Source organism: Mesotoga sp. UBA5557, from assembly GCF_002425715.1.
Taxonomy (GTDB): domain Bacteria; phylum Thermotogota; class Thermotogae; order Petrotogales; family Kosmotogaceae; genus Mesotoga.
Genome location: NZ_DIMV01000054.1, coordinates 16,726 through 37,300, shown reverse-complemented (window position 1 = coordinate 37,300; position 20,575 = coordinate 16,726). Strand labels below are relative to the sequence as shown.

The 20,575-nt window shown below is 47.1% G+C and carries 17 protein-coding genes; 5 read left to right on the top strand and 12 right to left on the bottom strand.

Annotated features, from left to right (window positions below):
* Positions 1-133 precede the first annotated feature (133 nt).
* From B3157_RS06560 to B3157_RS06550, 3 genes are all read right to left on the bottom strand, one after another.
* Complete coding sequence (locus B3157_RS06560; protein ID WP_292589778.1) at positions 134-856, bottom strand: SGNH/GDSL hydrolase family protein; 723 nt, start codon at positions 854-856, stop codon at positions 134-136.
* 494 nt (positions 857-1,350) lie between these two features.
* Entirely contained in the window at positions 1,351-2,757 is a 1,407-nt protein-coding gene (locus tag B3157_RS06555) for a DUF1254 domain-containing protein (RefSeq protein ID WP_292589775.1), read from the bottom strand.
* 394 nt (positions 2,758-3,151) lie between these two features.
* Positions 3,152-3,598 (bottom strand): hypothetical protein, encoded by a 447-nt coding sequence (locus B3157_RS06550; protein WP_292589772.1) that lies wholly within the window; start codon positions 3,596-3,598, stop codon positions 3,152-3,154.
* A gap of 301 nt (positions 3,599-3,899) precedes the next feature.
* Between B3157_RS06550 and B3157_RS06545 the strand changes: the two genes are divergently transcribed.
* Both B3157_RS06545 and B3157_RS06540 read left to right on the top strand, forming a co-directional pair.
* Positions 3,900-5,885, top strand: coding sequence for a S9 family peptidase (locus tag B3157_RS06545; protein ID WP_292589769.1), 1,986 nt, complete (start codon positions 3,900-3,902; stop codon positions 5,883-5,885).
* A 178-nt stretch (positions 5,886-6,063) separates the two neighbouring features.
* Positions 6,064-7,884 carry an MGH1-like glycoside hydrolase domain-containing protein gene (locus B3157_RS06540; RefSeq protein WP_292589766.1) on the top strand — a complete coding sequence of 607 codons (1,821 nt, stop codon included), beginning with the start codon at positions 6,064-6,066 and terminating at the stop codon, positions 7,882-7,884.
* A gap of 241 nt (positions 7,885-8,125) precedes the next feature.
* Here B3157_RS06540 and B3157_RS06535 read toward each other — a convergent pair whose 3' ends face one another.
* From B3157_RS06535 to B3157_RS06525, 3 genes are all read right to left on the bottom strand, one after another.
* A complete protein-coding gene (locus B3157_RS06535) occupies positions 8,126-8,434 on the bottom strand; it encodes a hypothetical protein (RefSeq protein ID WP_292589763.1) in 309 nt (102 codons plus the stop codon).
* Positions 8,435-9,097: 663 nt separating this feature from the next.
* Complete coding sequence (locus B3157_RS06530; protein WP_292589760.1) at positions 9,098-9,610, bottom strand: GrpB family protein; 513 nt, start codon at positions 9,608-9,610, stop codon at positions 9,098-9,100.
* A gap of 37 nt (positions 9,611-9,647) precedes the next feature.
* Positions 9,648-10,856, bottom strand: coding sequence for a GNAT family N-acetyltransferase (locus B3157_RS06525; protein WP_292589757.1), 1,209 nt, complete (start codon positions 10,854-10,856; stop codon positions 9,648-9,650).
* Positions 10,857-11,279: 423 nt separating this feature from the next.
* Here B3157_RS06525 and B3157_RS06520 point away from each other — a divergent pair, with 423 nt between their 5' ends.
* The 3 genes from B3157_RS06520 (at position 11,280) to B3157_RS06510 (ending at position 13,289) form a co-directional block, all read left to right on the top strand.
* Positions 11,280-11,501 carry a hypothetical protein gene (locus tag B3157_RS06520; RefSeq protein ID WP_099830097.1) on the top strand — a complete coding sequence of 74 codons (222 nt, stop codon included), beginning with the start codon at positions 11,280-11,282 and terminating at the stop codon, positions 11,499-11,501.
* Positions 11,502-12,434: 933 nt separating this feature from the next.
* The gene (locus B3157_RS06515) at positions 12,435-12,833 is read left to right on the top strand and encodes a hypothetical protein (protein WP_292589748.1); all 399 of its coding nucleotides are present in this window, start codon (positions 12,435-12,437) and stop codon (positions 12,831-12,833) included.
* Positions 12,834-13,289: a hypothetical protein gene (locus B3157_RS06510; RefSeq protein ID WP_292589746.1), complete on the top strand. Its 456-nt coding sequence runs from the start codon at positions 12,834-12,836 to the stop codon at positions 13,287-13,289.
* Positions 13,290-13,699: 410 nt separating this feature from the next.
* On the opposite strand, the gene B3157_RS06505 is transcribed toward B3157_RS06510, so the two are convergent.
* The 6 genes from B3157_RS06505 to B3157_RS06480 are packed head-to-tail and all read right to left on the bottom strand — an operon-like array spanning position 13,700 to position 20,568.
* Positions 13,700-14,734, bottom strand: a complete 1,035-nt coding sequence (locus tag B3157_RS06505; protein ID WP_292589743.1) for a Gfo/Idh/MocA family protein — start codon at positions 14,732-14,734, stop codon at positions 13,700-13,702.
* Positions 14,735-14,774: 40 nt separating this feature from the next.
* Positions 14,775-16,196 carry a DUF4127 family protein gene (locus B3157_RS06500; RefSeq protein WP_292589740.1) on the bottom strand — a complete coding sequence of 474 codons (1,422 nt, stop codon included), beginning with the start codon at positions 16,194-16,196 and terminating at the stop codon, positions 14,775-14,777.
* Complete coding sequence (locus tag B3157_RS06495; RefSeq protein ID WP_292589738.1) at positions 16,193-17,521, bottom strand: FAD-dependent oxidoreductase; 1,329 nt, start codon at positions 17,519-17,521, stop codon at positions 16,193-16,195. Before B3157_RS06495 ends, B3157_RS06500 begins: the two co-directional genes overlap by 4 nt.
* A gap of 16 nt (positions 17,522-17,537) precedes the next feature.
* Positions 17,538-18,392: a carbohydrate ABC transporter permease gene (locus B3157_RS06490; RefSeq protein WP_214061517.1), complete on the bottom strand. Its 855-nt coding sequence runs from the start codon at positions 18,390-18,392 to the stop codon at positions 17,538-17,540.
* Positions 18,389-19,276: a carbohydrate ABC transporter permease gene (locus B3157_RS06485; RefSeq protein WP_214061518.1), complete on the bottom strand. Its 888-nt coding sequence runs from the start codon at positions 19,274-19,276 to the stop codon at positions 18,389-18,391. Before B3157_RS06485 ends, B3157_RS06490 begins: the two co-directional genes overlap by 4 nt.
* A gap of 59 nt (positions 19,277-19,335) precedes the next feature.
* Positions 19,336-20,568: an ABC transporter substrate-binding protein gene (locus B3157_RS06480; RefSeq protein ID WP_214061519.1), complete on the bottom strand. Its 1,233-nt coding sequence runs from the start codon at positions 20,566-20,568 to the stop codon at positions 19,336-19,338.
* Between the last annotated feature and the right edge of the window lie 7 nt (positions 20,569-20,575).

The window sequence follows — 20,575 nt, the reverse complement described above, 5'->3', positions numbered from 1 at the left end:
TTTTCTTTTCATTTTTCCCCTTGTTTAGCTGTTTTTAGATTACTCGCTGTCAAAGTTGAGTAAACAGGGATCCCGGTCAAGTACAAAATGAACAGCTCCTAGTCCGTTGTTCTAAGCATGAGCACTGAAGGAATCAGCTATCTGGAAGCGAAAGCTTCCTCAAGAACTCCGAGGCGCAATCTTTGATCAGGGTTGCTCCCGTGGTATTTTGATGAACATGATCCACCGTCAACAGAAATCCATTTTCCTTCGAGAGAGCGTCCCAACTCTTTCTCAACAAGATGTGTTTGAATATCATTTTCAATGTGAATTCCCAGGAGACTTCCCGCCCTGACGAAGGTCTTTTATCTGCCTTTTTCAGGTAATCGCGCTGACGTTCATTGAGATCCATATAGCACAAGTCCATCTGTGAGGTTATATTCTTGATTAGTTCAGAATACTCCACGCTTTTCTTGAAGAGGACATGTTCAAAGTCTTCCGTGATCAAAGGCAGCGACATTACGCCTATATGAGCAATGGAGGAGGTCTTGAGCCTTTGGAGGATCCCAGCGAGGTTTCTTGCGTAGCTTTCTCTTGAAGGTCTCTCGGGTAGTCTGTTTTTTCTGATATAGGCTTTCATGGTCTTTTCTGAGTAGGTCGCCCACACGTCATTAGTTCCTACCAGGAGAATAGCAATATCTGGCTTCATGCTGGTCACTTTCTCGATTCTCTTGAGAACGTCATAAGAGAGGTTTCCATTCACTCCACTATTTATAAACTCAAGCTTTCCCCGGAATTCGCTTTTCAGCATCTCGAAGTAGCTTGCACCCACTCGACCATAGGTAATACTATCTCCAATACAGACAACGGTATTCATGAGCAATCTCCTCATTATCACTTCTTACTATTATAGTCTTTCATAGTTTTATCCACGTCGATAATCTACCGGTTTGAAAGACTATCATTTCTTTGAGGGTAGTATGAAATGGAGGACTTGCCAGATATGGGGAAAGGGAAAATACATATCTCATGCTACTGTTCTCGTGTGAACCACATTTAGTTAGGGTTGCAAAGGAAGGAGAGTTAGTCGCTAAGCCTCGTTGTTGGAAAATGACTTGCTATAGCGAAAAACGGCGCCCGTCGCGATGACAGGCGCCCATTTATAGTATTTCTTAGAAGCCTCAAGAAAATGCCATGCAATCCACTCATAGGTCTTTGTGGTGGTACGTCTCTTTCTCTTTTCGTTTTTCCGCTTGTTTAGCTCTTCTTAGATTCCTTGCCGTCAAAGTCGAATCACAGTATTACAGTTTACGCTAGACATCAGTCATCACCGATCACAGAAGAGTTTGTGAGTTGTCGAAGTCAACGCAACTATTCACTGATCTCTCCGGCTTTTTGAACAGGAGGCGGACAGTAAAGAGGATCCAGCCCTTCGGGCAATGGTATATAGATCCTCATGGTGAGCTTGAACTCCCCGTCAGGTGTCGGAAGCCAGTTCGACTCTTTTGATGCTCCGGGCGATTCATGCTGCAGATATAGAACCAGAGAGCCATCCTCGCCATATTTCAATTCCGATCTATCGCCGATAGAGTATCTATTTAGAGGATTCTCGACAAATTGCTGGCCTTCGTTGTACATCGTGAGCGACCAGAATCCTCTTGGATCAACTGGAGGCAGCTGATCCTTACTGAAGGTAATAACGTAATTGTATTTTGAAGCATCCAGTGTGTCACCATCGCTATCAGACAGACAGTTCGGATAGAAGGTCTCTTCCAGGTCGTTCCCATAAAGTCCAAGATGAGCTGCCGCCGCCCTCATAAGATACAGACCCTGCATTCTGTCCCTATTACCGAAGATTCTTTCTGGCAGAGACCAGCCGTCCTGAACGATCCCTATCTTCGTCTCCATTGCATAGATCTCGTCCCGGGCTTCAGTTATTGCCTCCTCTATAGCTTTTCTTACGGCTTCTGAAAGGCTATCGGGATCGAATGGATAATTCGGTCCGATTCCGATCCTAGAAAAACCGTCGATTAGAGCCTCCTCCGAAGGTTGTATTTCAAGCTGCCCGAGAAGAAAGTTGAAGTATCCGATAAAACCAGTCGAGTCGGCAACACTTTGATCGAAAGGAGGCAGATCTACGGAGGGAGTCTCTTCCGTAGAAGGATTTCCGCAATAATCGCTGAGAGCCTGCGATTTGTACTGCTGCTGTATCTCGAGAACCTTTTGAAGGTCTCCTTGCAGTTCACTGTTCACGCCGGTTCTCACTACGCAGTAGACAAAATTACTTTCGCTGTACACCACCCTGTCTATGCCTGCGGGAATTTCTCCATCCCAGTGTGGACCGGCAACCATGAACGTCGTCGGGCCGGGGCCGGTAGTTCTGGCTCCAATATAATCTAGATTGTGAGTGTACATGTCAACCAGCTGGAATGAGAAGTATCGGTTTCGAATCTCTGGAATGGATATCACAATTGGTTCGACCGTAAGATCCATCCATATCATTGAGTAAACGGTGTCGTTGTTAGGACGGACAATCATCGTGTTCTTGGGCCCGTACAGCTGTTTGATGTGTGTGAATTCGTTCAGCTTTCCCCAGCTCAATAATTGCAGGTACATTGTTCTGTAGTGCTCAAGCATAGGGTAGGCGAAAATATAAGCCTCCTTCGCTATGGACTTCGCCTCGATAGGATCAAGAGTGAGTTCTGGCTGAATGGAGAATAGGCTCGAGATTAACATAATCAGTATTAAACAGGTCATTACCAGTCTCTTTGAAACCACGGATACTCCTCCTCTTTCCTGAAAACTAGGACCAATGTTCAGTTTAATTTGGCAATCATGAAAACTCCAATTGTGTTTCCAGTAAAAGTGAATGGGCATAATGTGACTCTTAGCTGAAGCTGCAATGATCGAATTAGAGACGGGAATTGCTCTCTAGTCGGGACTACACCAAATTTCCTGATTTCAAGATCGGATTCAAGACGCGAGACACGCTAATCAAAGGGTATTAAGCAAGTATAAGTTATGAGCCAATTATACAGGGAGACACTCCAAATCAACATTGACGGAAACTCCTTCAGCAAAAAGGGCAAGAACTGCGAACTACGCGTCTTCACCAGAAATTAGGTTGTCGAAGATGATAAGCGGAATGTGAGCCCTGGCCGAAAGACCGGGTTCAGTTCATTCTGGTGCCGACCGAGCCATCTAGCTTGACACGATACCGGGGGCCGGCATAGTCAGTAACGTACATCCAGTTTCCGGCTACGCCGTCGAATTGCCAGATGTTTATGTTATTGAGCTTCTCTCTTTCCGACTTCTGCAGGTAGTCCTTCGCAACGAGAAGACCCTTGAAGAGGTCGGTAGACATGATCAGTATAGATCCGAAGACGAAGATAATCGCGGCTCCAATAATCATGGAAAGCAGCTTTCCCACTGCTCTATCCCTTTTGAGAAAAGCGATCATAGATAAGACAAAGCCCGCTACTCCCAGAGCCATAACAGAGAAGACTGGCAGAGGAATCAATGAGAACTGTATCTGGGCAAAGAGCAAGACAACGAAGGCCAGACTAAGAAAGGAATCCCAGTTGCCTAATCGTGAATGGGGAAGGAAGGTAATCTTCATGCCAACATCTCCTTCGATTCAGCCAGCCGGGATTGACACCTGCTATCTGAGGCCCGAGTGAATCCTGCCAAGAGAATGGATGCGATAGCAAAAGAATGAACGATAGAAAAAACCTCTCCTATGTATCTTCTTCAAGATCATATATCTGTGAGCTAGAATATAGTGCGATAAAGTGACTTCAATACAGGCGTTTGAAGTGGACTTTGGTGCGGTGAGAAGGTTGTTGGCAGACCTTTTGCTTGTTTTTAAAGGATAGACTATGATAGTACTGTCTTCTTATTTCAGATGGGAGGGATATGATTTGAGCGACGGATATCTCACGATAGAGGAGCAGCTTTCGCTTCCTGTTGTAAACAGTCCCGTTATTTCGGCCGACGGCAAAAAGGTTGCCTATACGGTTAGGCATACAGACTGGGACGACAATAAATACCTAAGTACGGTTGTGGTCTATGATGCAGAAAGTGGGACTGCTCTGCATGTCTCGAACGATGAATTCGACTCTTCTCTTCCCGATTGGGATCCTGATTCTAAGAGACTTGCCTTTCTCCAGAAGACCGGCGGAGAAAACAAGAACGACGTTATGATCTTCGATTTCGAAGAGAAGCGAACGTTCAAACTGCTTACTTTCGAGAACGACATAAGCCAGATAAAGTGGAGTCGTAAGAACGACGGGCTTTATCTAGTTGCTGCCTCTCCCGAAAGCGAGGAACTTAAAAAGAGGAAAGAGAACTACGGCGAATTCGACTACATAGATGAAGAACCGAAGAACAGCTCGCTTTTCTTCGTTCATCTATCACGCGCAATGAAGAAATACTCTTCAAGGTTCGAACTGCCCAAGGATATGAGATCTGAAGAGACGCTTTTCGATAAGCTGACAGACGGAAAGGAGTTTCATGTTTCTTCGATCGCTCTTTCTCCGGACGGAAATCATGTCGCCCTTCTTGCGCCTCCGACGAGCGACGTCAACGACTTCGACAAAGCAAAAGTATTTCTCATGAATGCCGATAAGAAACTGAAAGAACTGCCGCTGACGCATCCCAGGGGATTCGCATTCTCTCCTGATTCGAAGAAACTTGCAGTCGTCGTGCCCGAAGAAGAAGATCCCTGGATGGATAACGGGGCCGTTGAGATCGTAGATCTTTCAGATCTCTCAAAGAAACGGGTGGCGGTAAAGCACGACCTGAACATAGAGCTGTTTTCCTGGACAGAGAAGGGCTTCTTCGTGAGCTGGATAGAGGACTGCACGATCAGCCTGGGCCTGCTGGGAGAGAAAGGTACCATCGCACGGCTGACGAATGAGGATCAGCTGGTTATGGCTTCCAGCACGACGCCTTATGGAGAGCACTTAGCGATGGCCATGGCCACAGATGATGAACCTGTCGAGATCTACCTCGACGGGAAGAAGATAACGGATATAGCGTCTTTGCACCCCAAGAGAGAAAGGGTACGAAAGGAAAGACTCTCTTGGAAGAGTAACGACGGCACCGAAATCCACGGCGTCTTGAATCTCCCGGCCGACTTCGACTCGATGAAGAAACATCCGCTTGTGGTGCTTGTTCATGGAGGACCTACCTGGACGGCCCTTGCTGCGATGATCACGAGCAGCTACTATCCTGTGGAGCAGCTTGTTTCTAAAGGTGTACTTGTGCTGGAGCCCAACTACCGTGGGAGCGAGGGCTATGGAAGAGACTTCAGGAAACTGAATTACAGAAACCTGGGGATTGGAGATTACCAAGACGTAATTAGCGGAGTCGATCATCTTATCGAAAAAGGTTATGTGGACAAGGACCTCGTTGGAGTCATGGGCTGGAGCCAGGGCGGGTACATCTCGGCCTTCTGTGCAACTTACGGAAAGAGATTCAAAGCCGCTTCGGTGGGAGCCGGGATATCCAACTGGATGACTTATCATGTGAACACAGACATCCATGAATTCTGTCACCGATACCTCGGCAACAACCCCTGGGAAGATCCTCAGATATACGAGCAGACTTCGCCTATGACTTACATAAGGAATGCGTCAACTCCAACGCTCATCCAGCATGGCGGCTCGGACACGAGAGTTCCACCGCCTAACGCCTTCGAACTTTATCAGGGGTTGAGAGAGATGAACGTTCCCGTCAGACTCGTGATCTACAAGGGCATGGGTCACGGTGCAGACAAGCCCGGCCTCCACAGGGCGATAATGACTCAGAATCTCGCCTGGTTCAGCCACTATCTTCTCGGCGAACCTTTAGAAGAGTCTTTCAAATTGAAAAGGGTCGATCGGGAGAAGACAGAGAAAAGCTAACACAGCAGGGCGTTTTGCATTGCTGCCTGGAATATACAGTGATCTGCTCTACCTGTGTCGAGAGCCAGTTTTCCAGGATCGCCTGAAACGAGTAGAGAAGTTCGGCTCAGCAGGCTTGTATAAGTGTAAAATCGAAATTTGAAGAACCTCAGAACCCTTCAGTCCAAGAGGTGTTGAAATGAAGATCTTCAAGAATGGAAATCTCATGGTCGTGACAGATGACAAAGGGATCATCGACTGCGACAGCGAAAAGGCGGCCGGACTTTACCTGGAGGACACCCGTTTCATTTCGAGAATGGTCCTCAAATCATCGTTACAACTCAGAAGACTTCACTCTGACTTTTCATGGGACGGGATTGAAGTCCGTTATCTTGGCCTATCTAAACCCGAGGCTCCACATTTCGATATCTATGTGACTGAAAGCCTCCGCGCGGAGGGAAACACACTTTACACAGAGCTAACGGTCAGGAACTATTCGGCAGAGGATATAGAAGTGTCCTTCGAATTTGAAATCAGCTGCGCCTTTGAAGACATGTTTTCTGTTAGAGGAGAAAACGACGCTTACAAAGGGCTGGATATATCTAGGACGCTGTCATCATCTACAACGAATAACTTTGAGTTTGAAAATGATTTCGAGAAAGACATCGTTGAGAACTCTCTACCGGCTCTTTCAATGAAAATAATGTCTGGCGGAAGTTCCAGTCTTTCCGGGAAGCTCAGAGTAAGCAAAGAATTGAAGAAAGAAGTGATCTTCAAGAAGCTGTTGTCGGAAAGACCCGTGAAGGACATCTCACCTGTCAAGGACACTCCGCTGCTGAATGAAAGGGAGCTGGGGGATCTAAAGACTCTCATGATTCCCACGATCTACGGGGACTTTCCTGGAGCCGGTCTTCCCTGGTACGCGACCGTCTTCGGAAGGGATAGCCTCATCTTTGGGCTTCAGACAGTTGATCTCCTTCCCGAAATAGCAAGAAATATTCTTACGGTACATGCTCACCTTCAAAGTAAAGAGGAAGATCATAAGACCGAAGCACAGCCGGGAAAGATCGTTCACGAGACACGCCTGAACGAGCTTTCTCTGTCAGGGAAACTCCCCTTCGAAAGATACTACGGCACGATCGATGCTACCCTTCTCTTCATAATGCTAGCTCACAGGTATTACGTTCAGACAGATGACAGTAACTTCGTGAAATCCATTGAGAAGAACGTCATGGCAGCTGCAAAATGGATCGACGATTATGCCGACCCGGATAACGACGGATATATCGAGTTTGCTCCTTCGGGCAGCGGCCTCGTAAATCAGGGCTGGAAGGATTCCTCAGATTCGGTGAGCTTCGCGGACGGAAGGCTTGCAGAACCGCCCCTTGCCCTCGTAGAGGTTCAGGGATATCTGTACGACGCTTTCAAATGCCTCGAAAAGCTCATGGTTCTCTTTGACAAAAGAGAGATAGCCTCGCTCTATGCCTCTAGAGCGGCGGCTCTAAAGATCAATTTCAATCGTGATTTCTGGCTCGAGAGCGAGAGCTACTTCGCTACGGCTCTCGATAAGAACAAGACTCCGGTCGACTCGATAACCTCAAACCCAGGCCACTGCCTCATGACAGGGATAGTGGACGAAGACAAAGCAGAGGCGCTAGTGGAACGGCTCTTTTCCGAAGAAATGTACACCGGCTGGGGAATAAGAACGCTCTCGAGCAGAATGAAGCGCTACAATCCCTTCTCCTACCACAACGGTAGCGTCTGGCCGCACGACAACTCGCTTATTCTGCTTGGGCTTATGAATTACGGCTTTTCGGAAAAGGCCAAGGGGCTCGCTCTAGACCTCTTGAAGGCGAAGGAAAGGCATCATGACAATCGCCTCCCCGAACTCTTCAGCGGTCTGTCAAAAATCGAGACGTCAGGAAAGTTAATAGAGTATCCCGCCAGCTGCTCACCTCAGTTGTGGTCGATAGGAACGCTCTTTGTGATCTCAAGTATTGTGACCCCTGATTCAACCTGAACAAATCCTTGAACATTAAGAGGTCTGAAAAACCATTCCGGCTATAGAACTCGCTCTAAAGAGCTCTAATAGTTCTTGTTAATTGTAGGCGCCTTTTGTCTGGAAGATACTTCATTTTGGAGCGATGGAATGGTCTGTCATTCCATTTGCGCTTTCTGATCTTCTCTTAGGCATGAAAGGATTGATCGAGATCTGTGTCCCTTGACTGCCATCAAACTGTTCACTCAAATGAAGAGAACCTCTAGTCTTGCTTGTCTGATTGATTGCTGTTGTCTGCTTTCAATGAACTGTCTCCGGACTTCTCACTCTCTTTCCTCAGCCGCTTTGCCTTCGCCTTTGCTTTCTTTGCGTTCTTTTCTTTCACCTTTTCGTACATGTCTCTTATCCAGACATCGACAGGCGCCTTCCACTTCTCCGCTTTGTTGGGTATATTCTTTATCATCGTCTTTGGACTTATTCCCAGTTCCTTCGCCATGCGAATCGTTTCATCACCGACTTTGCATCTCTTCTTGACTTCTTTCCATTCTTCCTCTCTTTTCTTGTTAGCCATAATAACCTCCCGAAAACTTCCTTGGTGTTCTGAACATTAACCGGCGATATCTCAGGGCCGAAAACATGAAGCTCATCTTGCAGTGCAAAACAGTAAACACGCCGGTTATTAAGAAAGAGACTTCTAACCCGGAGTTGTGAAGAAGTACTTCTTGTTTACAAATGAAAGTCTAGCATACCTCATCTTCAGAAGGAGAAATCACTGAAGAATTTGTGCCATAAACTTTACAAACAAGTCATCGTATTTCGATTATTAGACTCAGTTCCGCTTCTATAACTGAACTCATGGATTGAGTGAGCATAATTATACTAGTGGCTCAAATAGTATGATTTGCTGGAGAAGAAAGCCTCTCAAGACCATTGAAGAGTCTAGAGCGGGATCCTCCATCGAGAAGCTTCGATCGGTTTCAGAGTCAACGAAATGCAAGAAAGCGAGTCTGTCACTGAAGAGGAGACTAATAAACGTGAGAGGGATTCCGCTTGACCTTGATGTGATCTCCCGGGAGCCCGACATATTTGGACCGTTGTCAGCATGCCCGAAATAAATAGCAAGGCGGAGCCGTTCTGAGACCAAAATGCAAGCAGTCTCCGTTGTGGTTCTGAGGGGGCAGTGCTCTCTGCATGCCCGATTGCTCACGAATACTCTGCCCGTATTGCGGCAATATCAATCTTCCTGCCGTCTTAGTATCCCCTGGATGAACTCGGCCTTGCCATTTGTATAGGCTTCTCTGTTGTCTCTGAATTTTCCTGCAAGCTCTTTCTTGAGAGCTGCATACTGTTCCGCAGGCTTGCTGTTTTCGCGCAAATAGTCCCTGAAGAAGATGTGGTCTCTCCAAAACTTGCTTTCAAAAACGACCATGTGTACGTGATAATCAATCTCGCTGCCGGATCTCTCAAAGTATCTTCTCTCCGGCATTGAATCCTCGTGTTCGGGTCTGTAAAGATAGCCCGTTCCTTCAATGAGCGGTACGCAGGAGTCAGCCTGTTCAAGTGAAGATACGCCAATCATTATGTCGATAACCGGTTTTGCCCTAAGCCCCGGGACGGCCGTACTCCCTATATGTTCTATCGTCTTCTGTAGCTCATTTAGTGAGGCAGAAATCCGCCCGGCTTCTTCCTTGAACAGCCTTGGCCAAGAAGGACTGTATTCTTCTACTGTTACCGGCTTTCCTCTCATTCAAATCACCTTTCCAAATGAAGTTGCTAAAAGTACCTTACAAAGCATTGTGAGTGACGATCTTGGGAAAGATCGATTCGAGAATGCAAACCTTTTCTGGAATCTCGGAGATTCCCCATGGTACGTTCTTCCAGGAGCCTTTTCGAAGCCTCCCATGTCGCCACTGACTTATCGGCGAAAGCCTTCCCGTCAGGAGAGGGACAAGATCCGAAATCTCTATCTCGAAATCCTCTGCGGCTTCCGTTATCTTCGCTACACCGTCTCCGATTTCGATCTTCACATTGTTCTCGGGAAGCAGCCCGTCATGTATCTTCAGAACAACGCTTCCGGAGACAGAAGTATCCATGAGTCTTGAGATAACCTGAAGCGGGTCGAGAATTCTAACCATCCGCGATGAGGCATCTATCATCTTGAGCTCTTTTCCAGCCTGCCATCTCGAATGGAAGAAGAGTTCTATTGGAAAATCTGGCGGCATGGTCCTCATTTCGAAAGTTGCAATCTGGTCCCTATGATTCAGCAAGAATCTCTTCAGTGAATAAAGGCCGGCGAGATCGGTGAAGTTGAATTTCTCGATCACCATCTTCCTTTCTTTCTTGGAATAAATCATCATTCCATGGGGTGTGCCCTTACCATCTGTGGCAACGGCTCCGAAGAGATCTTTCTTGTGGAATATCTCCTGGCTGCAAGCGGCAATTTCCAGCGCCTCGGTGTAACGAGAGGTTTCCCACATGACTTTCCGGGCCTCTTCAATTAACGTTTTCATCTCTTCATTGTTTAGAAGCTTGCCGGAAACTAGCTTGAGACTGTCGTCTTTTAGTTCATCTGAAAGAAGAGAATAATCGAAAGTCAACTCAAGGCTCTCGAAGCCAAGCCCGAATCCCAGCCTTACGTAAAAGTCATGCTTGAAAGGATCGAGCATGACAAAAGTGACCCCGTTCTCAATAGCCTCCTGCATGTCTTTAAGGAGGATCGCCTTTGTAATACCTTTGTTGCGATATTCGGGCAGTGTAGCCACCGCCTCGACGTACCTGCATTCAAAAGGTTTGGTGCGGATCTTCGCTAGATACTTGTAGCTTATGTATGCAGCCACTAGCTTTTCCTCATCGAATGCACCCCAAACATATTCCCAGAGGGAGGGATCTGAGAAGAAGAATTCGCTCTCTTCCGGTTCAAAGTATTCGAACGACATCAGGAAGATCTCTACGATTCTGTCTTTATAAGAGCTGTCGATTCTTCTTATCTCCATCAAGCACCTCTTTTCCCAACAATGATACCAGATCATCATTCTATGCTCTCACGGGTATTTGCCATACTGTTAGCTTCCCCGCTTGAGAATCAGAACCGAGAGGTTATCTTATCTTTGTAGACCATTTACTTGGAATACATTTGATGGTATCTGGAAAATGAGGAACCTCTTACAGAATCCTTGAGTATACTGATTAAATCCCGATAGCATCTTCGCTTACTGAGCTTTCCGAACTAGAGGACGAGATTTTCAGTTCATACTAGTGCGAGGGTATTCAAAAGACACACAGTTTGTAGGTTATTAGGATATAATAAATATATGAGTGAATTGTTAAGGAAGCTGTTAGTGTTTTGACCAACAAAACATTCATGCAAAGACAATACAGCTCGACAATTGCCTGATGGCAATGTTGGAGGGGATCGTATGGGTGTAGTTAAGATTATTGGAATTGTGCTTGTTGTAGCCGGCGTCCTGGGTTTGGTGTATGGAGCGTTCACATACACTAAAGATAGTCACACTGTCGATCTTGGCATAGCAGAGATTGAGGTGAAGGAGAAAGAAACTGTACAGATTCCGATTTGGGCAGGTGTTATCTCAATAGCGGTTGGCTGTGTACTTCTGTTCCTGCCGCTTAAGAAAGGCTAGTCAGCTTTACCTGACGGCTGACGAAAACCCTCGAAATCGATCTCCATATCCTACCACAACTCTATCAAATACTTATAGTCATCTCTTAAGCTGATTCTCTTGTGGTGTATTACGGATGTGCGCAGAGATCCTTGGACCGGGCAGATGTGTCGAAAGTGGAAATCTAGAGTATTTCAAGCGTGTCTTGCCAGTTCAAGACTTCGGACTTTCGTCCAACAATATCCGAAGACGGTTCTAGGCAAAACGTCTTTGCTTTAGACCACAATGTCTCGTGAGGGTTATCGTAAGTCTTAGAAGAACCGGCAGTCAAGTAGTAGCAACATCCTAATTAGACTTTCAATCTCTAGTTCTTGCCACTGACACTAACCAACGTACAGCGATGTTAGGTAATCAAAAAAAGGACTTCTGTGGCCAGGATCTTTGAAAATAAGATCCCCGGCCAACTCTTTGAAAGGCCCTTTTAGGCTGTATAGACGGCGAACGGTTTTTCCTTATCTTAGGTTCCTCAAAAGTAGTACTGAAGAGAAGGATCGGATGAGAAGAACTCGCTCCCTTCGGGTTCGAGGTATTAGTAATGAAATCAGGATAACTCGACTATCCTATCTTTGTAGGATATGTCGATTCTCCCTAGTCTGCCAAAAACCTACATCGAGATCCCACAAAAATGATGGCAGATTTCACTACTCTCCCCGTTTAGCAAGTGGAAGCGAGGGTCACTTCTTTGCCGAAAATGGAAGTCTCTTTGCTAGATGTGGGACGTAAAAATGATCGAATAGGGCATTTCCGGGGGGGCGATCAAGGTGGTGCAAGAAACACGTGATTGGCTTTTAGAAGAGGAGAATCCTTCTGTAAGGTATTTGACGTTGACTTCTCTTCTGGGTCATGCAGAAGATTCGGGCGAAGTCAGAAGAACGAGAGATGAAATAGTGAAGCGTGGGGTGGTGCCTGCTTTGCTCGACCTCCAGAACGATGACGGCTCGGGGAACACCCGAGAGATTCTACACAGATAAGTATCGCGGCACAGTATGGAATCTTATCGTTCTGGCAGAGATGAGGGCAGATCCAAATGACGAGAGAGTCAAGAAGGCCTGTGAGTTCATAATGAGTCACTCTCAGGATGTTGAGCAAGGGGGTTTTTCATATACTCGAAGCGCGAAGACTAAGGCTGGCCTCCCGAGCGGAGTAATCCCCTGTCCTACGGGAAACATGGTTTATTCGCTCATAAGGTTCGGCTACCTTGAGGATGAGAGAGTTCAGAAGGCGATCGGCTGGATATGTGCCTTTCAGCGGGCCGATGACGCTGTAGACAGACCACCCGAAGGAGAGGTCTAAATGAGATACGAATCCTGCTGGGGACGGCATTCATGCCACATGGGCGTAGCTAAGGCTTTGAAGGCTCTAGCTGCGATTCCGGAGGAGAAACGGAACAGGAAGATAGACGAGAAGATAGATGAGCTCGCAGAGTACTTCCTGAAACACCGTATCTACAAGAAGAGTCATGATCTGGAGAAAGTAGCAAAGCCGGGCTGGTTAAGACTTGGTTTTCCCATGATGTACCAGACGGATGTTCTGGAATTGCTGGAGATATTTGCCGAGCTCAGAATCAGAGATCCCAGGCTTGAGGATGCAATCGGAATCGTTTCGGGTAAGAGAAGCAAAGAAGGGCTCTGGAAGATGCAGAACTCATTCAATGACAAGATGCTTGTTCCCGTCGAGGAAAAAGGGAAGCCTTCGAAATGGCTCACACTAAAGGCACTTAAGATCCTCAAGTTTTATGCCGAACTATAGAGGTTTTGTGCCTTTGGCGCGGTACTCAGAGCAATCGTAATAACTCTGGTTACAGTGGAGGGTTTTTCAATTTGACTCTCTTGAACCGAGATCTGCACAAAGCGCGTCGGTCGTAAAAATCAATCAAATGGAACGATTATACAAGTGATTCATACAGATCGAAGTTCTCCCTCAAAACATTTCGAGATTTTTCCGAAAGAAGTTGACGCTAGAACCCTATGAAAGCCTTACATAATAACAGTTACAAGCCCTTCAGACATCTCTTTTAAGTGTAGAGACACATAGTCACCCTTATCTGAAATGATCTCCGCAACTCCCCGCAGCAAAAGAGTAGGAGAATTCACCTGTTTGCAAAGTGCGGTACTCTGGGATTCTCTTCACCAAATAACAGATGCTAGAACGCCTCTTCCTCAGTCTGTGGCAAAGTACTCCACCTTCACCGGAAGACGCTTCTCGGCAGACTCGAGGATCGAAAGAACGACAAGCGAGGTGTTGATGGCGTCATCGAGATTTATGAGGAACTCATCCCCAGTCGCCAGACAGTCGATGAAATGGCGGATACTCTCATATGCAAATCCCTTTGCCTTGCCATGAACGAAATGATTTACAAGCACATCGGGATGTTTGCACTCTTTCTGAGTGAAGCTCTCGATCATCTGGTTGTTGCTGAGGTCAAGATTAACCATGCCCTTGCTGCCCGTGAAGTTGAACTTGATGTCGTTTACGCACGGATTCGTGTTGGGCGTTATCCAGCTGTTCTCCATTGTTGCTATCCCGCCGTTCTTGAAGGTTAGGATAGTCTGATAAATGTCGGTTGTATCATGCCCCAAGTTTTTCAGAACACCGGAAGAACTGACAGAGTAAACAGAATCTACCTCATCGCCGAAGAACCATCTCAAAGTATCTACCGAATGACTGCCCAAAAACCATAGAATAGACGATTTGCTTGACCAGGGCAGCATGTCTGTCGCAACCCAGAGAACGTCATTCAATCTGAAATAGGCGCTTACCGGGTCTCCGAGTTCCCCATCATCAAGCATCTGTTTGGCGACTGCAAAGGGAGGACTCCATCTATTGTGAAGATCGGTCATTACCCGTATGTTGTTGGCCTTTACCGCCTTTGATATCATGATCAGGTCCTCTCTAGTTGTTGCAATCGGCTTCTCTACGAGGATATCCTTTCCGGCATTTGCGCAATCGACAACTATCTCACCATGAGCGAAATCCGGTGTGACTACCGATACTGCATCAAAGCCAAGCCTATCTAGCATAAGGCGATGATCTTCAAATATATTTGGAATTTCAAACTCTTCGGCAAATCTCTTTGCTCTTTCTCTGTCATGATCACAGATGCCAACTAGCTCAACTTCTGGATGCTCTTTATACAGGAATGCGTGCGTTCTTCCCCATACACCTGCGCCTACAATAGCTACTTTTTTCTTCACTAAGAGCTCCCCCTTTTTTCTCGTTGAGAAGAGATTTGCTTCAGTTAATCTTGACTTCTATTTCACATTCAAATGTCCTATCCCATGGAAGACTGAACTTCTCAATCGAGATCCGATTCTTTGAAGAGGAGAAATCATAGATGTCCAGTTTCCTCCCACGAATGAATCTCTCAAGGAACTCTTCTGCTTTCGGTACAAAAACATCGTCTCTGAAGCTTTCAAAGAGTCCTTTGGACTTGCTAACATTGTATACGTCGCCACCGGATTCATCGACTATCTTCTCCAGAGTTTTTCTGAGAACCCCCTGGTAAAGATGGTCGTCAAGAAGCCGTGATATGTAAAACTCGGCGAGAGCCTTCTTCTCCACTTCACAGGAACCGGAAGTCAAAGCCAGAGAAAGAAGCGTCCCCAGGCTGTTTGAAGCCGTATTCCAGGCAGAATATCCCCAGACGTTCTTCAGCCCCAGCCCCAGATAAGCTTCAACAAAGGAAGGATTGGACCCGTTTGGATAGAAAACGTCCAGTATGAAGACCCTCTGCTTCCTCTTGCTCAGGTTCTTCAGAGCCTCAATCGAATCGGTTGTAGATGTCCCGGCGATCAGAATGCCGGTTGTAGAATCTAAAGACTGCCTCATCCCTAGAAGCTTCATATGGGACTCTACGTTCTTGCCGAATTCCCGGTCCTCGAAATCCATTACCTTGTCCCTTGTTGCTGGAGAGTCATAGATGACATCGACAGGATATTCCCGATCTCGTCTGTAACAAAGCATCTCCTGAAGTACTTCATCGGCGCCGTTATGTATGAAGACTCTATCTTCGATGTCAAAGTCTTTTGCGATTCCTTCAAGTATGTCTAGTTCTCTCTCCTGAGGGCCATGCTGGAAGGTATCTTCCTGGGCAAGCACAAGAAGATCTGCACAGCCGTCTTTGACGAGCCTGAGACATTCCTTGTTCACCCGGTGGTTTCTCAAACGGAGTTCACGATATCTGCTGATAAATCCTCTGGGTAGTTCGTCTTCTACGGTCTCAGCCTCTTCCGCCTTTCCATGGCCCGAGAGCCACAGATACTTGTTAAGCATAGTCCACAGTTCTTTCGAGCCAGCCGATGAAACTGAGACCGACGCTCTCCTGACAATTGAAGAAAGGAAAATCTCGGCATTGGGGAATCTTCTCCTCAGCTCTCTCACCGACCTCAGCCTTTCGAGGGCTGTCTCCGCGCTTATTCCCTCCTCCCTTGAGGCTATGAGACCGCCGTAAGATAGCATATCGACAGAGATTATGAATCTGTCTGCCTCCCTTGAAAGCATCCATCCAATCAATTCCTCGCATTCTCCCGGCTTCATGTATCTTCCCAGCAGACTCTTTTTCGGGAGCTCGATCTCAATACCATTGAGATCTGCAATCATGGAAACCAGCTGGTAGTTCGGTGGCCTTTCATCCATTGGAACAACTACTGTCTTCAAAGAATTCCTCCCATCTCGACGATCTCTCTCTGTATCAGGTCAATGTTCACATCTCTGACAAGCTTTCTGTGTTTCACGGCAAGTGCCGCAGAAATCCCTGCCGCCATGCCGGTTGCAGTTGCCAGCGGGCTGGTCCTTACTGCGGAGAAGGCCGTATGATCGGCACTTATTGCTCTTCCGGCAAGGATAACGTTCGCCAGACCCTTTGGTATGAGAGAACTCATGGGAATATGGTACTCGCCCGGGTAAGGAATTGAGATCGTCTTCAGTTGTGCCGAACCGGGCAGATGAATATCAATCGGATACGACCCTACTGCAATGGTGTCATCAAATGTTTTTCTATCAATCAAGTCACTAGTTCTCAAAACGTAATCTCCCACTATGTGGGTGGTCTCTCTCACCCCTATGTGACAGCCAGTCTGAATTAGAAATGAGTCTTCAAATCCGGGAATCTCTTTCTTGAGGAAGTCCATGAATCGCCAGACATCGGTGCTCCCGTTGGTCTGGGCTTCAGTTAGTTCTTTGCTTTTGTTGGCGTAACCGGCGTATCTGGTGGTGTTCATGAATATCTGTCCGGGATGGTAGGGGACTTCGAAAAACAAAAGCCTGTCCCTTTTGAAGTAGATTCCGTAATCGTCAAGCCTTTTCATGAAGCTGAAGAACCCGGCAATTCCCAGATAGCTCAGGTCGGTATGCTCACTTATGACGAAATCATCTCTGTTCCTTGTAACATAAGACACTATCTCTTCTCTATCAACGCCCCCGATTCTCATCACCAAAGTCATCGGCTGGCAGCTGGAAGGGCTTCCGTCTCCGATGTTGTAATAGGCTCCGGCGCGTATGGAAAAGTTTCCCTCGCCCGTTGAATCGATGAAAACCTTTGCATTCACTCTGTTCTGCTCGCCTGTGCTGACAGTTGTTATAGAGGTGATTGAGTCTCCCTCTCTCGAAACATGCAGGACAAGTGAGTTGAACAGAAAGTCCACGCCTTCCTCTTTGAGCATCTCAATCAGCAATGATTTCATCTTTTCGGGATCGAAAGGGGTGATTGACTTTACAAATCCAATGGGATCATCTATGTGTCCGTAACTCCCACGCATTGAAACGAGCCTGTCAATGATCTCCTGCCCGATCCCGCCTATCACCTGTCTCTCAGATGAGTGAAATGTCATCATCGGGTTTACGAGGGCAGTAGTAAGAACTCCGCCGAATGACATATCCTTCTCCAGAAGAAGCACTCTTGCTCCTGTCCTGGAGGCAGCAATAGCCGCCGATACGCCAGCCACGCCGCCGCCAACAACAACAACATCATAAACTAAATCCATTTCTTCACTTCCCAGTCTATTTGATTCCAGAACTCAAAGCGGTATCTGTGAAGTACCTTTGAAACACGAGAAATATAAAAATAACGGGCAAAATAGAAACTGTCGTGGCTGCCATAAGTGGTCCCCAGTCGGCTGTGTACCTATTCTTGAACACTTCCAATCCCAGCTGCAGAGTCCTCATAGACCTGTCGCTCGTTACTACGAGGGGCCAGAGGAAATCATCCCAGGCCTGGGTGAATGTGAAGATCGCAAGGGCCGACATCGCAGGCTTTCCAAGCGGAAGAAAGATCTTCCTGAAGATTTTCAGTTCTGAGGCCCCATCGATCCTTGCAGCCTCCGAAAGTTCTTTAGGAAACTGCATATAGAACTGCCTCATTATGAAAACTCCGAAGACAGTCATTATGTGAGGGATTACAAGACCGGCATATGTATTGAGAAGTCCGGTGCCTCCCCTTCCCAGAATATCGTTTCCGCCCACGAGCGGAAATGACTTCACCATAAGGAAAGTCGGAACCAAAGTCACCTGAACGGGTATCATCATAGTACTCAGTAGAAGGATGAACAAAACATTCTTCATAGGGAAATCAAGTCTGGCAAAAGCATAGCCTGCGAGCGAGCAAAACACGAGGTTGAACGCCATCGAAACAAGTGAGACGATTACGCTGTTCATGAAATAGTTGCTGAAGCCTCTTGTGGTGAGCGCCGACTGATAATGTTCCAGAGTAATTGTCTTCGGTAGGAATGTAGGCGGCCAGGTAAATAGCTCTGCGTTTGGCTTTAGAGAGGAGATTGCCATCCAGAAGAAGGGCGACCCGAAAATGACTGCCGCGATCGAAAGAAGTAATATGGTCCTCACCTTGTTCTTCCTCATTCGAAGGCCTCCTTCTGTCTACGTGATCGGAAACTTACGACGGACAGGGTCATGATTATTATCCCAAGAACGAACGACATTGCACTTGCATAGCCCATGTCCATGTAGTCGAAAGCTGCTCTGTAAATAAGAAGTCCGACCGTCGTTGTAGATTGCAGCGGACCCCCTCCTGTCATGACATACATCTCCGTGAAGGACTGAAGAGTGCTGATCATACCGACAATCAATACATAGATATGAACCGGTCTTAGTAGAGGGAGGGTGATCCCGAAAAACCTCCGAGTAGACGAGGCACCATCTATTGCTGCCGCTTCATACAGATTCTTAGATATCCCCTGAAGACCGGCCAGATAGATGAGCATGTTCCATCCTGCTCCCCTCCATATCCTCATAGCTACAATGGAGTGAAGAGCTGTGTTTGGATTCCTGAGAAAGTTCACAGGGGGTATATTGAAAAGCGAAAGGAGGAAATTCAATATACCGATTTGAGGATCATAGAGCCAGATCCAGATCATACTTGCCGCAACCATAGGAGTAATGACTGGAAGATAGTAGATCGCCCTGAAAATCCCGATTCCTTTTAACCCACTGTTGACAAGCAAGGCAAGCAGCAGAGAGATCAGCATGTTTAGAGGCAGGACTTCAATTGAGAACTGAAAAGTCACCAGAACCGCTCTCCAGAACTCTGAGTCACCGAATATTCGGGCGTAATTCGCCAGCCCAATGAACCTGGCCTCTCCGAAGCCTGAGAATTTAGTTAGACTCAGAAAGAAAGAGACAAAGATGGGGACTATTTTGAAGATTATGTTGTAAATAAGCACCGGCGCAATGAATATCAAAGCCGTTACTGCTATTCGCCTCTTGAGATTGCCCGCACCGCTCACGCTTCACCTCTTAGAAATAGATGAGCCGGCCCATCCTTAGGAAGAGCCGGCTTCGGTAATTACTTCAGTTTTCTGATTTCTTCGGCCGCTCCGTCTAACGCGTTTTTCGGAGTCATGACGCCCATAATTGCACGTTCGAGATACTTTGAGATAATATCTCTTGCCTGAACCCAGAACGGAACATTCGGATTTCCATAGGCATACTTCGAGCCTTCCACGAACTTCATCAGATTTGGATCATTCGCAATGTACTCGGCCACGACGCCGGACTGTCTTGGCGGCAGACTCCCAAGAGCCGTGTTTATAGCAATAAGCGCATCCTTCGACGTCATGAAGGAAAGGGCCTTTGTTGTTGCTTCCAGGTCCTTTGTGCTGCTTGAAACCATGAAACCCGCGAATGAGTAGAAAGCGGCTCTCCCATATCTTGCAGGTGGGAAGGCTAGACGAATCTTGGAGTAAACGTCCGGGCTGTATTCCTTGATGGCCGCGAGAGATTCGTTGTTCATGAAACACATTGCCGCTGTGCCAGCCGCAATCGGCTCAAGGTTTCCGATCGGGGTAAGACCGTATTCAGAAGCGACCTTGGCCTCTCGTATCAGGCCTACGTAATACTCTAGAGCCTCCACTCCCGACTGGGAATTGAAAGTCGGATTGAAGTCGTTGTCGAAGAGAGCGCCGTTGTTCGCAATCAGGAAGCCTGTCCATACTTGTTGAAGATCAATCGCCGATACAGGAATGTCCAGGCCGGCCCTCACTAGTCTACCCGATTCATAGACTGTCAGCACCTCGGCATAGGCCCTCAGCTGTTCCCAGGTTACCGGCGGTTCATCGGGGTCGAGACCGCTCTCAATGAAGAAGTCTTCCCTGTAGGCGAGAAGTCTGCCCGAACCGAACACTGGAACCATGAAGTTCTTGCCTCTGTAAAGGCCAACACCCAGCGTACCTCCGAAGTCTTCAGGGTCCTCTAGCTTGTCGATGAGACTGTCGATGTCCATTATCACGCCCGTTTCAGCAAATCCCGCGATCGCAGCCTGGCCGTGCATGAATATATCTGGTCCTATTCCGCCGGCAAAGGCAGTTGTAAGTTTTGTGGAAAGCTCTCCCCAAGGTATATACTCAACCGCGAGCTCAATGTCGGGATTAGCTTTCTCGAAGGCAGGAACCAGGTGATCATCTACGGCCTCCATCAAAGCTTCTGTAGTACCTGCAAACCAAATCGTAACCTTCGTCTTGCCAATTGCCGTGAAGCCTAGAGCAAGACAGATGATAAGAATCAAAATCCATTTCTTCATTACCACA